Source organism: Allobosea sp. 10N428, from assembly GCF_056394545.1.
The window spans coordinates 844,469-857,959 of the sequence record NZ_JBFTIC010000001.1 but is presented as its reverse complement, the minus strand read 5'-3'; the positions used below and the strand labels follow the sequence as shown (position 1 = coordinate 857,959).

Annotated in this window: 13 protein-coding genes; 12 read left to right on the top strand and 1 reads right to left on the bottom strand. The window is 63.4% G+C overall.

All coding sequences use genetic code 11. The features are described 5' to 3' along the window. The first annotated feature begins 29 nt into the window (after positions 1-29). From AC1DDA_RS04000 to AC1DDA_RS03970, 7 genes are all read left to right on the top strand, one after another. Complete coding sequence (locus AC1DDA_RS04000; protein ID WP_476794731.1) at positions 30-710, top strand: Fe2+-dependent dioxygenase; 681 nt, start codon at positions 30-32, stop codon at positions 708-710. A gap of 23 nt (positions 711-733) precedes the next feature. Then, positions 734-1,639, top strand: a complete 906-nt coding sequence (locus AC1DDA_RS03995) for a tetratricopeptide repeat protein (protein WP_476794730.1) — start codon at positions 734-736, stop codon at positions 1,637-1,639. Then, positions 1,636-2,775: an alpha-hydroxy acid oxidase gene (locus tag AC1DDA_RS03990; protein WP_476794729.1), complete on the top strand. Its 1,140-nt coding sequence runs from the start codon at positions 1,636-1,638 to the stop codon at positions 2,773-2,775. The genes AC1DDA_RS03995 and AC1DDA_RS03990 overlap by 4 nt, the downstream gene beginning before the upstream one ends. Continuing rightward, a complete protein-coding gene (locus AC1DDA_RS03985) occupies positions 2,766-3,686 on the top strand; it encodes a siderophore ABC transporter substrate-binding protein (RefSeq protein ID WP_476794728.1) in 921 nt (306 codons plus the stop codon). Before AC1DDA_RS03990 ends, AC1DDA_RS03985 begins: the two co-directional genes overlap by 10 nt. A gap of 74 nt (positions 3,687-3,760) precedes the next feature. Further along, a complete protein-coding gene (locus AC1DDA_RS03980) occupies positions 3,761-4,717 on the top strand; it encodes an ABC transporter permease (protein ID WP_476794727.1) in 957 nt (318 codons plus the stop codon). Between the two features lie 4 nt (positions 4,718-4,721). Continuing rightward, entirely contained in the window at positions 4,722-5,675 is a 954-nt protein-coding gene (locus AC1DDA_RS03975) for an iron chelate uptake ABC transporter family permease subunit (RefSeq protein ID WP_476794726.1), read from the top strand. Beyond that, the gene (locus AC1DDA_RS03970) at positions 5,672-6,430 is read left to right on the top strand and encodes an iron ABC transporter ATP-binding protein (protein WP_476794725.1); all 759 of its coding nucleotides are present in this window, start codon (positions 5,672-5,674) and stop codon (positions 6,428-6,430) included. Before AC1DDA_RS03975 ends, AC1DDA_RS03970 begins: the two co-directional genes overlap by 4 nt. A 159-nt stretch (positions 6,431-6,589) precedes the next feature. Here the strand turns inward: AC1DDA_RS03970 and AC1DDA_RS03965 are convergent, their stop codons facing one another. Next, positions 6,590-7,705: an acyltransferase family protein gene (locus AC1DDA_RS03965; RefSeq protein ID WP_476794724.1), complete on the bottom strand. Its 1,116-nt coding sequence runs from the start codon at positions 7,703-7,705 to the stop codon at positions 6,590-6,592. A 446-nt stretch (positions 7,706-8,151) separates the two neighbouring features. On the opposite strand from AC1DDA_RS03965, the gene AC1DDA_RS03960 reads away from it, so the two are divergent. The 5 genes from AC1DDA_RS03960 (at position 8,152) to AC1DDA_RS03940 (ending at position 13,303) form a co-directional block, all read left to right on the top strand. Beyond that, positions 8,152-8,832, top strand: a complete 681-nt coding sequence (locus AC1DDA_RS03960) for a sugar transferase (RefSeq protein WP_476794723.1) — start codon at positions 8,152-8,154, stop codon at positions 8,830-8,832. 97 nt (positions 8,833-8,929) lie between these two features. Next, entirely contained in the window at positions 8,930-9,763 is an 834-nt protein-coding gene (locus AC1DDA_RS03955) for a WecB/TagA/CpsF family glycosyltransferase (protein ID WP_476794722.1), read from the top strand. A gap of 63 nt (positions 9,764-9,826) precedes the next feature. Then, positions 9,827-10,945, top strand: coding sequence for a glycosyltransferase family 4 protein (locus AC1DDA_RS03950; RefSeq protein ID WP_476794721.1), 1,119 nt, complete (start codon positions 9,827-9,829; stop codon positions 10,943-10,945). Positions 10,946-11,025: 80 nt separating this feature from the next. Beyond that, on the top strand, positions 11,026-12,162 hold the full coding sequence (locus tag AC1DDA_RS03945; protein WP_476794720.1) for a glycosyltransferase: 1,137 nt from the start codon (positions 11,026-11,028) through the stop codon (positions 12,160-12,162). Between the two features lie 79 nt (positions 12,163-12,241). Continuing rightward, entirely contained in the window at positions 12,242-13,303 is a 1,062-nt protein-coding gene (locus AC1DDA_RS03940) for a glycosyltransferase family 2 protein (protein WP_476794719.1), read from the top strand. Positions 13,304-13,491 lie beyond the last annotated feature (188 nt).

The window sequence follows — 13,491 nt, the reverse complement described above, 5'->3', positions numbered from 1 at the left end:
CTTCCATCTCTTTCTTTCGAGAACACGACATGCTCGTACACATTCCCGGCCTGTTGACATCCGAGGAGGTCCAACACTGCCGCTCCGTCCTTGAGGCTTCGGCCTGGACGGACGGTTCCGTGACGGCCGGCGAGCAGGCTCGCAAGGTCAAGAACAACCTGCAACTTCCCGTGGATTCACCGCAAGCGCGCGAGCTTGGCCAAATCGTGCTGCATGCGCTGGGCCGCAATGCGACCTTCACTTCGGCGGCCATGCCGCTGCGAGTGCTGCCACCGATGTTCAACCGCTACGATATCGGCATGCGTTTCGGCAGCCATGTGGATGCCGCGGTGCGCTCCGCCGCGGGCGGGGCGCGGATGCGCGCCGACATCTCTTCAACGTTGTTTCTAACTCCGCCTGAGGACTATGACGGCGGCGAATTGGTGATCGAGGACACCTACGGCACGCGCGAGGTGAAGTTGCCGGCGGGCGACATCATCGTCTATCCGACCACCTGCCTGCACAGCGTCAACGAGATCACTCGCGGCAGCCGCTGGGCCTCCTTCTTCTGGACCCAGTCGATGATCAAGGACGAGGCCAACCGGGGCCTCTTGCACCAGCTCGATCTGGCAATCATCGGCCTGCGGCAGGACCTGCCGGACGATCACCCCTCCGTGCTGACGCTGGCGAATACCTATCACAACCTGCTGCGGCAATGGGCCGACATTTGAACGCCCCGCGCGACGGATTGGCCGTGCGACGCATCGTCAGGGCGATCCTGGGCGAGGCGAAGCCCCGATCCGCCTTTAGCCGACTCGGGCAGTCGGCCCGGCTCGATCTCCGCTTCGTCACCCATGAGCCTCCCGCCACGGTCGCGAGTTGGAAGGCGGCGTTGGAGGGCGGCGCGCCCGACGCCGTCGGGCGGATCAATGCAGCGGCGCAGGACGGCGACGTCCGGGCGCAGACGGCGCTGGGACACCTCCTCCTCTCGGGTCATGGCGCGGCGCAGGATGCGGCGGCTGCCTGCAAATGGTTCGAGCGGGCCGCTCGTCGCGGCCATGCCGAGGCGGCCAACATGGCCGGGCGCTGCCACGAGATGGGCTGGGGCGTGCCGGCACGTCCCGATCTCGCCGCGGGATGGTACAGGCAGGCGGCAGAAGCCGGCGACGCCTGGGCGCAGTTCAACCTCGCCATGCTGCTCTTCGACGGCGATGGCTGCCGCGTCGACCGGCACGCGGCGCTGGTCTGGTTCCTGCGGGCCGGCCGCCGGGGCCACGCCAAGGCGATGAACATGCTCGGGCGCTATGCCGAGGAGGGCTGGCGGGGGCGCATGCGGCCGGCCGCGGCGCCGCATTGGTATCGAAGGGCGGCGCAGGCCGGCGATTTCCGGGGCCAGTTCAACCATGCCCGGCTGCTCTTCAGTGCCGGGCGGCGGGAGGAGGCGCTGTCCTGGCTCGCACGATCCGTCGAAGCCGGCATCCCGGTCTTCTGCCGCAATGTCGGCGCCGATCTCGCTGGCAGCCGCGACCCGGCGCTGCGGCGCGTGGGGCTGCGCGCGCTCGAACGGGCCTGCGACAGCGGCGCGCGCCATGACGCGGAGACGCTGCGTCGCGCGCGCCTGTCTGGCTTGCCCCAACAGGGGGAGACCCTCTCGCCGTGATCCCCTCCGATATCGTCAGCCTGTCCGATTATGAGCGCCATGCCCAGGCGCGTTTGCCGATGGCGGCCTGGGCCTATCTCTCCGGCGCGGCCGCCGATGGAGTGACGGCGCGCGAGAACCGTACCGCCTTCGACCGCATCCACCTGCGCCCGCGTGTGCTGGTGGCGATGGACGGCGCGACGGCCGAGACCAGCCTGTTCGGAAGCACGCTGTCCTTCCCCGCGTTGGTCGCTCCGATGGCCTATCAGCGCCTCGCCCATGCCGAGGGCGAGCATGCGCTGGCGCTGGGCGCGGCGGTGGCCGGCGTACCGGCCATCGTCAGCACCCAGGCCAGCATCACGCTGGAGGAGATCGCCCTTCAGGCTCAGGGGCCTCTCTGGTTTCAGCTCTACCCCCAGCCGGAGCGGGAGCGCTCGCTCGCGTTGGTGCGGCGTGCCGAGGCGTCCGGCTACGGCGCTGTCGTCGTCACGGTCGATGCCCCGATTGCCGGCATCCGCAACGCGGAGCAGCGCGCCGGCTTCCGGCTGCCGGAAGGCATCGACGCCGCCAATCTGCGCGGCGAACCGCCTTTGCCGCCACCGCACGTTCCGCCCGCGCGCAGCCCGGTCTTCCGCGGAGCGCTCGCCGCCGCGCCCCGCTGGGACGACATCGCCTGGCTAAGAGGTCAGACACGCCTGCCGCTGCTGCTCAAGGGCATCGCCCACCCCGACGACGCCGCCCGCGCGGAGAAGCTCGGCGTCGCTGGGATCATCGTCTCGAACCATGGCGGGCGCGTAATCGACACGGCGGCGGCGAGCATCGACCTCCTGCCGGCCATCGCAGCGCGGCTCGGCGGGCGCCTGCCGATCCTGCTGGACGGCGGCATCCGGCGCGGCACCGATATCTTGAAGGCCCTGGCCTTCGGCGCGCGGGCGGTGCTGGTCGGCCGTCCGCTCACCCATGCGCTCGCCGTGGCGGGGGCATCGGGCGTCGCGCACGCGTTGACCATCCTCGCCACCGAGTTCGAGGCCGCGATGGCTCTGACCGGCTGCCCGACCCTTGCCGATATCGACGCCGGCATCATCGGCCGCTTCCGCGCCGCGGATGAAGGCCTGCCGATCCTGACCCATTCGCTGGAGCAAAGCCCATGTTCATGACACGCAAGACCTTCCTGGGCCTCGCCCTTGGCCTCACCGTTGCCGCGGCTTCCCTCCCGGCCGGTGCCCAGACGCTCACCGTGAAGCACGCCGCTGGCGAGACGACGCTGCCGGGGACGCCAAAGAAGGTTGCGGTCTATGACCTTGCGAGCCTCGACACGCTAGACGCGCTCGGCGTTTCCGTCGCCGCCGTGCCGCGCGGCGGCAAGCCCGGCCCTCTCGCCAAATTCGCCGGCGATGAATACGCGAAGGTCGGCACGCTGTTCGAGCCGGACTACGAAACCCTGAGCGCGCTGTCCCCCGATCTGATCATCGTGGCCGGTCGCTCGCGAGCGAAATTTGCCGACGTCGCCAAGGTCGCCCCCGCGATCGATCTGAGCCTCGACCCGACCCGTCCCTATGACAGCGCCAGGGAGCATATCGCCCTGCTCGGCAAGATCTTCGGCAAGGCGTCCGAGGCCAAGGCGCTGCTCGACAAGCTCGACGCCGCGACCGCCGCGGTCAAGGCTAAGGCGGCGGGCGCGGGCAGGGGGCTCCTCATCCTGACAGTCGGCAATCGCATGAGCGCCTTCGGGCCGGGCTCGCGCTTTGGCATACTGCACGACGCCTTCGGCATCGTCCCGGCCGTGCCCGATCTCAAGATCGGCAACCATGGCCAACCGGCGAATTTCGAGTTCATCCAGAAGACCAATCCGGACTGGCTCTTCGTGATCGACCGCGACGCCGCCCTCGGCAAGCCGGGCAATGCCGCGAAGATGCTCGACAACGAGCTCGTCGGCCGGACCACCGCCTGGAAGAAGAAGCAGGTGGTTTATCTCGATCCGGCCAATTGGTATCTGGTCGGCGGCGGCGCGCAGGCCCTCCAGGCCTCAGTCGACCAGATCGGCAATGCCCTGGCGGCCGCCCACTGAAGCCGAAAAGGATCGCGAGCCGGCATGCGAAACCGCGGCGATCCCCGGTCGCCCCGGCTTCGTGACATTCTCCGATGACGCATCCCGCAGCCCTCCTGCTCCTGGTGGTCGCCACGGCGGCGCTGAGCCTGTTCACCGGCGTCGGCGACATGTCGCTGCGTGAGCTGATGGCCGCCGACCCCGGCGCGACGCTGCTGCTCTTCGCCAGCCGCCTGCCGCGCCTCTTCGCCGTGATGCTGGCCGGGGCCTCGATCGCCATCGCCGGGCTGATCATGCAGATGCTGGCGCGCAACCGCTTCGCCGAGCCTTCCACTGCCGGCACGGTCGATGCCGCGAGCCTCGGCATGCTCACCGTGACGCTGCTCGCGCCCGACTGGCCGGTGCTACCCAAGATGATGGTCGCCGCCGCCTTCGCGCTCGCCGGCACGCTGCTCTTCCTGGGCGTGCTCTCGCGCGTGCCGCTGCGCTCGCCTCTGCTGGTGCCGCTGGTCGGGCTGATGCTCGGCAACGTCATCGGTGCGCTGACGAGTTTCCTCGCCTATCGCCATGACCTGCTGCAAACGCTCGCCGCCTGGTCGAACGGCGATTTCTCGACCGTGCTGCGCGGCCGCTACGAACTGCTCTGGCTCGCCTTCGGGCTGGCTGCGCTGGCCTATTTCGCCGCCGACAGGCTGACGGTCGCCGGGCTCGGCCGCGACGCCGCGACCAATCTCGGCCTGAATTACCGCCGCGTCATGGGCTTTGGCCTGACCGTCGTCGCGATGGTGACGGCGCTGGTCGTCGCCACCGTCGGCATGGTTCCCTTCCTCGGGCTCGTCGTGCCCAACATCGTCAGCCTCTTCGTCGGCGACAACATGCGCCGGACCGTGCCGCTGACCGCGCTGCTCGGCGCCGTTATGGTGCTCGCCTGCGACATCGCCGGGCGCCTGTTGCTCTACCCCTTCGAAATCCCGATCGGCACGGTGATGGGCGTCGTCGGCAGCGGGCTCTTCCTCTTTCTCCTGCTGCGGAAGCGCGCCCGTGTCGGCTGAGCGGATGATGCCTGCCCCCGCCCGCATGCTGGGCCTGCTGGGGGCGCTTGCCGTCGTGGCGATGCTCGCCTTCATGACGGTGGGCCTGAAGGGCCGTTGGGAGTTCGTGCTGCCGCTGCGCGCCGCCAAGCTCGCGACGCTGCTGCTCGTCGGCTACGCCATCGCGCTCTCGACCGTGCTGTTCCAGACGATCTCGAACAACCGCATCCTGAACCCGTCGATCATGGGGTTCGACGCGCTCTACATCCTGATCCAGACGCTGATCGTCTTCGTGGCGGGCGCCAGTGCCTTCGACCCGACCGACCGGCGCCCGCTCTTCGTCATCCAGGCAGCGGCGATGACCGGGTTTGCGCTGCTACTCTATCGCTGGCTCTTCGCCGGCACGACCCGCAGTCTGCACTTGCTGCTGCTGACCGGCGTGGTGCTCGGCATCCTGTTCCGCAGCCTGTCCTCCGTGATGCAGCGGATGATCGACCCCAACGACTTCGTCGTGCTGCAGGACCGCTTCTTCGCCAGCTTCAACACGGTCGATCCGACGCTGCTCGGCATCGCCGCCTTGGCGACGGCGCTGGCCTCGATTCCCGCCTGGCGGAGCCGTCACGAGCTCGACGTGCTGGCGCTCGGGCGCGACAGCGCCATCGCACTCGGCATCAACTACCGCAGCCGGATCACGCGGCTCCTGCTCGTCATCGCACTCCTCGTCAGCGTGTCGACGGCTCTGGTCGGGCCGGTTGCCTTCTTCGGGCTGCTCGTCGCCAACCTCGCCTATGCGCTGATCCGTTCGCACCGGCACATCCTGATCCTGCCGGCGGCGATCCTGCTCGCCATCCTCTTCTTGGTCGGCGGCCAGCTCATGCTCGAACGCGTCTTCGCCTTCGACACGGCGCTGGCGATTATCGTCGAATTCCTCGGCGGCATCGTCTTCATCATCCTGCTGGTCCGGGGGAGTGTCCGGTGATCGAGATCCGCAACGCCAGCAAGCGCTATGACGAGACGCTCGTCGTCGACGGCGTCAGCTTGACCCTGCCGAAGGCCGGCGTCACCGCGGTGATCGGCCCCAACGGCGCCGGCAAATCGACGCTGCTTTCCATGATCGGCAGGCTGATCCCGATGAGCGGCGGGCAGATCCTGGTCGACGGGCTCGATGTGCTGCGCACGCCGTCCGACCATCTGGCGCGGCGGCTCTCGATCCTGCGGCAGGACAACCACATCGCCGCGCGGCTGACCGTGCGCGACCTCGTCGCCTTCGGCCGCTATCCGCATTCGAAGGGCAGGCTTACCGAGGAGGACAGGTACCATGTCGAGCGCGCACTCGCCTTCCTCGCTCTCGAACCGCTGGCCGATCGTTTCCTCGACGAGCTTTCTGGCGGCCAGCGCCAGCGCGCGCACGTCGCGATGGTGCTGTGCCAGGACACCGATTACGTGCTGCTCGACGAGCCACTCAACAATCTCGACATGAAACATGCCCGCGGCATGATGCGCCTCCTGCGCCGCATGGCCGACGAACTCGGCAAGACAGTCGTCGTCGTGCTGCATGACATCAATTTCGCCTCCTGCTACGCCAATCGGATCGTCGCGATGCGCGACGGCCGTGTGCTGCATCAAGGGCCGCCGGAAGCGATCATAACGGCAGAGGTCATGGGCGCGATCTACGATCTCGAGATGGCGATCCACGAGATCGCCGGCGACCGTATCGCGATTTATTTTCGTTGATGACGCCTATCCCTCGAAGCACCCGAGCGGTCGAGTTGTGGGATCCACGTCGCATTTCTCATGGCTCTATCTTGCGGTAAGGCGCTCCAACCTCAATCGATCACGATCATCCGCAATCGCGAAGTCGAAGAGCTGCATAGACAGGATTGCGCCCCCGCTTCAGCTCCTCTCGCCCTTTGCACGCGATGACGCGGGCGCGCTGGCCGACGGTTCCCGCCGGAGGCGCCCTTTCAGCCCAATCAATGGGCGTTCCATGTAGCGCCACGATAGCGCTGCGGCGGCGAATGCAATCAGGGTCTCAACGAGGCCAAGCCAAAGAGGCTCAATGGGTAGCGGCCTGAGATCCACGAGGCCGTGATAGAGGTAGAGGCCGTAGCTGATCTGTCCGACATAGACCAAGGGCTTGAGGCTGAGGGCCCGAACCAAAAGGCTCTTTTGATCACTGACTATTCCGAGCAGCAGCACAGCGACGATCGGCGCGGTCGACGCTCTCAATAGCAACGCCGGCAGGCCATTGGTCGGGTAATGGGAAGCTGCAATGGGCAGAAGAAGGAAGGCTATCAGGGCAAACGGCGCGGCCCTTGCGTAGATGGGGGATGGTCTGATGGCGATGCTGCAGAGCCCGCCGAGAGCCATGAAACCGAAATTGACTGCGGAACCGACATAGATGGCTCGACTGGGGAGGCCAAGCAGCCAGTTCAGCGGGACAGATAGGCCTGCGATGACGATGACAATCATGCAGATGGCGGGAAAATAACGTCTCGGGCTCAGGAGGAAAACCGGTGCTGCCCAGAGATAGAACTGCTCTTCGATTGCGATGCTCCAAAGCGCGCCAATATGCTCGGGATAGTCAGCCCAGTAATAGGCCTGGAAGACATTCATCGTGAACGTCAGGGAGCCCGCCAGCTCGGATGGCGTCAGCGGATTCCATATCCCGATCACGCCCATCGTGAACGCGAATGCAATCGTCAAGAAGTATGGTGGCCAGATTCTGAGTAACCTGTTCAGATAAAAATTATAGATATAGTCGTTATAAACTCCGACTCCCATGTCGATGTTATATTTATAATTTCTAAGTATATTTACGATCAGGAACCCGCTCAAAATAAAGAACAGAGTTACTCCGTAAGATCCACTGTATATATTAAATTCCTGCGCAATTGCCGTCTTGTGGTTGGCCACAACCATCAGTGCCGCGATCGCCCGAAGTCCGTCAAATCCATCAATTCGCCGCGTATAATCGCTGTGAGGCAGTCCGCGCGGTGATTGCAACATTATTCGGCGGCTCTGTCGGTTTCTCGGCACGTCAGTTTGCCGCGAGTTTCACGTTATTCAAGTACAAAATGCAGATTGCCTGATATTTAGGCTAAATCTGACGTTGGATCATGGGAATTAATAGCGGCGGATCGTGAAATATAGCCGGTGTACGATACTTATGTACCGACGCAATATGAACCTATGTCCAACATGGATCAAAGACATTACAATAATAAACCAGGATATGCGTCGATAGATAATTGAGTGAAATATGTCGTTGGCTAAATTGCGTGCACATGAAATAGCCATGCGAAAATTACGTTGCGGAATAACGCTTAATGATAACAATTATATGACACCGAATTGAGCATTATTATTTTATTATGCACAATTCTGCGGCTTGACATAAATGCTGCACTGCGAGAAACGTATAATTAATAGATTATTAATGAATTGAGGGTCGCATGGACGGTACAGGACCGGGCGACGTTAGGGCAGGCGCTGGTCCCGCTCTCGCCGTCAATCCCAGGGTCAATCGATTCAACTGGAGACTGTCGTCAGATTTGCGCGGCGCTGTGAGTTCGCTGTCAGCAGTGATGGCGCTTCTGGTTCTCACGCCGCTCTTCTTCATGATCGCCATTGCGATCCGGGCTAACAGCAAAGGGCCTGTGTTATTCCGGCAATTGCGAACCGGCCTCAACGGTCGCAAGTTCCAGATCTACAAATTTCGCTCCATGTATGTGCAGGAAAACGGCCCGGTCGTGCGCCAAGCAGAGCGCGTCGACCATCGCGTTACTGCAGTTGGGCGCTTCCTTCGTAGGTCGAGCCTCGACGAATTGCCGCAATTATTGAACGTCATGCGTGGCGAGATGGCGTTCGTCGGGCCGCGCCCTCACGCGCTAGCGCATGATGACTACTACGGGCAGCGGATTGCTGCGTATTCGCGGCGCTTTTCTGTCAAGCCGGGGCTTACAGGTTGGGCTCAAGTCAATGGCTCTCGTGGCCCGACTCCAACCGTCGAGAGCATGGAGCGGCGCGTAAATCTCGATATATGGTACGTAGAAAATAGGTCTGTCTGGCTAGATATACGTATAATTCTGACGACGATCTCTATGGAGATAAGTCGAAAATCTGATGCTTACTGAATAATAAGATCAATAATTCGACTTAATATCATTGAATTCAAGAGAATATATTCGAATTTCCGATCGAAATTGGGTTCTGACTTCTCGAGGTGAGGGAATGCAGAGAAAAAAATGGCTGAAGCCGGCAAGCGATCGCATTCCGATCCACTTGGGAGCGACCAGGGGTGCCAAGCCGCTCGACACGATGGTCGTCGGCGGGATTCCGACAGCACGCGTCACGCGCAGGGAGCTCGCTGAGTTGATGCTTCGCGATTGCGGCGCGGCGCGAGCCGGTTCGTTGGCGCATCCCAGAGTCGTTATCGCGTCAAATGGATCGGTCATCGCGCGCTATCACGGTGACGGGGAGTTCCGGCAGCTCGTCACGCAGGCGGACATCGTCGATGCCGATGGCGCCCCCCTCGTGATCGCATCGCGGTGGCTGACAAATCGCCCGCTGCCCGAGCGTGTTGCGACGACGGACCTGATCCATGACTGCGCTGCACTGGCAGCCAAAAACGGCATCCGCTTCTTTTTCCTAGGCGGAAAGCCCGGGGTCGCGGAGCAGGCGGCAGAGCGGCTTACGCGCCAATACCCGCAACTGCGGGTCGTCGGCTGTTGTCAGGGATACTTTGGCGAAGGGGATGAGGAAGCGATCCGTCGGTCCATCACGGATGCAGGCACAGATATCCTCTGGCTCGGTCTGGGTAGCCCTGCCCAAGAGCGTCTTGCGACCCGCTGGCAGGCCAAGCTGGCCGGGCTGGCCTGGATCAGAACCTGCGGTGGTCTGTTCGATCATGTCGCAGGCAATGTTCCACGGGCGCCTATCTGGATGCAGGGGGCCGGCCTCGAATGGCTCCATCGAATGCGGCAGGAGCCGCGTCGCCTGGGGCCGCGCTATCTTTCGACGAACCCGATCGCGGCATTTCATTTGCTGACCAAAACCCGCGCCTGAGCTGGGGGCGCGCGGTCCTTCAGCTTATCGAAGATGCTTTGTTTACGTATGGGAGCCCGTGGCGTGGCAGAGTTTCAACAGGTGATCTTCGTGTCGCCGGGCGGGCGTCTCCAAGGCGGGGGGCTCGGCACGATGACGCGTGAAATGGAAGCGGGGCTGATCGCGGCTGGGAAGCGCACGCATGTTCTCAACACGCGTAGCGAGGGGACCGTTCTGAAGTCGCTCTACGAGACACCTGCAGCTGCCGCAGCATTCGCCGCATTGCTGATGGTCAATCGGCGAAGCGTCGTACATGTCCAATTGACGCAAAGGCTGAGCGTGCTCCGCGAAGGCATGTTTGTGCTGCTGGCCAGGGCGTTCGGAACGCGTGTCATCTTGCATCATCACGGTGCCGAGTTTCCTGATTTCATCGAGACGGCTTCGCCACTATGGAAGCGGATCGCCCGAAAGGTCTGTCAGGCGGCAAGCGTCAACGTCGTTCTCGGCAATGTCTGGAAAAGCGTTCTCAGGGACAAACTTAATATCGCTGACGACAAGATCGCGCTCGTTCAGAATGCTATCAGGCTTGCCGCGCGAAAGCCGCGCAACATTCGGCGCGAGCCGGGGCAGCCGCTCCAACTGGTACTGCTCGCGAACCTGACGCCGCGAAAGGGCGTCCGGGAGGCTCTGCTTGCGCTTGCCGAGTTACGGAAGGCCGGTCTCAATGTGCGGTTGACCCTCGCTGGCGGAGGAATGATCGCCCATTACGAGCAGATGGCCCGCGAGCTCGGCGTGGAAGACTGCTGCGACTTCCTCGGTTGGATCGACAGGACGCGGATGTGGAGCGTCATCGACGCAGCCGACATCATGATCGTGCCCTCGCATCAAGAGGGCTTCCCGATGTCGATCATCGAGGCATTCGCTGCGCATCTGCCAGTGGTTACCACGCCGGTGGGGGCGATCCCAGAAACGCTCAAGGACGGGTTTGACTGTCTGTTCGTCCCCGTCGGAGATCATGCGGCGCTGGCCAATGCCGTCGCGCGGCTCGAACCCGATGAGGCTCTGCGGCAATTGCTTGCGGAGAATGCTTACCGCACCTTTCGGCGCGAGCTCAGCCATGACGCGATGATCGCCAGGATGATGCATATTTGGCAGGGACCGCGAGGCAGCGAGAGCGGGCCTCAGCCCGCGCGTGCAGCATGACTTCGGGGCGCCGTGGAATTCGGAAGCAGAGCGATCTGCGTGCATGGGCGACAAGGGCTGATTGGCGAGAGAGGCGACTGGTGACGCTGAACCTTCAACAAGCCTCAAGGCGGCGTGTCTGCTTCATGGTCAATCATTCGGCGGCGGGCGGCGTCGGCGAGCTCTGGGCTGATCTCGCGGGTGCGCTCGCCAGAAATGGTCACGATAGTGGGCTCGCCGCGTTCTGGCCGCTGCCCGAAGCCGCGAGTGCCACGACCGGCGCAGTCGCATGGACCCATATCTGCGCAGGCAAGCCCCGGACGTTTGGCCAACTGACGGCGTTTTTCTTTCACCTCGTTCGCTATTTTCGCGAGACGCGCCCGGACTGGGTGATCACCGCCATGCCGGGGGCGAATCTGATCGTTCCGCTTGCGGCGTGCGTCGCGGATCTGAAAATCCGGGTCGTATCGACGCATCATACCCCTGCCGACACCTTGAGCGGTGCCGTGGGGCTGCTCGACCGTTACGTCCGGTTGCTGCCCAATGTTGCCGCCGCCGTCAGCGTGTCGACCGCCGTCGCGCATTCCTACGCAAAAGCCGGCAGCTTACTGTCGACGAAACAGAGGGTCATCCACAATGCGCTGCCGCCGCGCATCGAGCGTTGTCTCGCTGCACTCAAGGTGCGCCGCGACGCGCGGCGGGGCGTGGGCCCACGCGATCATGTCGTCGCGTTAGGACGCCTCTCGGAGCAGAAGAATTACGAGGTGCTGATCCGCGCGGCACAGCAACTGCCGGGCGTTCGGATTAGCATCGTGGGGGGAGGCCCGGAGGAAGGCCAGCTTCGCGCGTTCATTGACGCCAGCGGCGTCGCCGATCGCGTGACTCTGCATGGCTTCATGGCGCGTGAGCAGGCCTTGGCGGCGCTGGCCTCGGCTGATGTCTTCGTCCAGATGAGCCGCTTTGAGGGGCACAGCCTGGCGTTGATCGAGGCTGCCAAACTCGGCATTCCCCTCGTCGTCTCCGATATTCCAGTCCAGGTCGAAGGCATCACCGATGATCGGGGGATCGCATGCGGCGTTCTTCTGGGGCTGGAAGATGACGCGGGCCTTGCCGCCGCCATCAGGCGGCTCCTTCACGATGATCCGTTCTACGAGGAGATGAGCGAGCGCGCGGCGCGGTTGGGAAAAACTGCGTCGTTCGACCGTGTAATATTCGAATATCAGCGATTACTTTCCTGATTAATCGTTGGAGCGGAGAATCGTGGCGTATAGTTGTGATGAATTCTGCGTCAAAGCTGGAGAACCCGGGACGCGCTCGATGAAGCTGACGATAGGCATCAAGGCGCTCAACGAGGAGCGGCATATCGAGCGAGCGCTGCAGAGTGCGCTTGCGGCCGCCGAGCGTTTCGGGGGTGAGGTCATACTCGCCGATAGTGGGTCGACCGATGACACGCTGCAAATCGCGGCACGTTATCCGGTAAAAATCGTGCAATTCTCCGACCTCTCCGACCGGTCCTGCGGAGCCGGCGCACAGTTGGCCTTTCAGCACGCGCAGGGTGAATTTTTTTACATCCTCGATGGCGATATGGAGCTGCATTCGGCGTTCCTCGAGGCGGCAATCCCTTTCATGGTGCGCAATCCGCGGATTGCCGGCGTGGGCGGGCGGATCGAGGAGGTCAACGCCGCAAACCACGAGTTCCGCGTACGGCGCCAGGCCCTGCAATCCGACAGCGCCTTCTACCCGGCGCGCATCGACCGGCTGGATTGCGGCGGGCTCTATCGAAGCTCAGCTGTTCGCGAGGTCGGCTACTTCGCCGATCGCAATCTGCACGCCTTCGAGGAGTTCGAACTGGCGGCGCGGCTTGCGAGCCGTGGCTGGGAGCTCACACGGCTTGACATGCCCGCCGTCCGCCACTTCGGCCATACCATCGCGAGCTACGCCCTGCTGCGCAAAAGGATCCGGTCGAAACACACAAATGCGGCGGGCGAGGTCCTGCGCGGCGCACTCGGACGAGCTCATCTCGGCCGGGTCGTTTCCAGGCTGAGTCAGATCCGTAACGGAGCCTTGATCATGATCTGGTGGTTGCTCATTGCGGCAACTTTGATTGCGGGTTCGTTCCGGGCTGGCTGGCTGATCGTCGCTGTCATGGCGCTGGTCGCACCCATCGCATTTCTCTGGTTTCGCCGCGGCACGCTCGCGGGAGCAGCTTACTCGTTTGTCGCGTGGAATCTGACGGCATTCGGGCTGCTGGCCGGGCTGGCAAGCAAACGCAAACCGCCCCTAGCGCCGATTTCGGCAGTCGTCGTGAAGGCGCCGCCACCCGCTGCGTGGGCGCTGACGGCGGCCGCTTCCTGCAGATCGGCGGATTCGCTCGGATGAACGTAACCGAGCAGAAAATGGTTTCGTGGAGCGGGCGAGCGCGCGCGCGACTGAGCGCATGCAATCCGCACCGCCGTGAATCGTTGCGTGCCCCGTCACCGAGGTGTCGGAATTTTTCGGTAATGCGGCGCAGTTCCCTTTGCGGCAGGGGCAATTTCTTTTGGAAGTTACCTTCAGGCATGACCTTT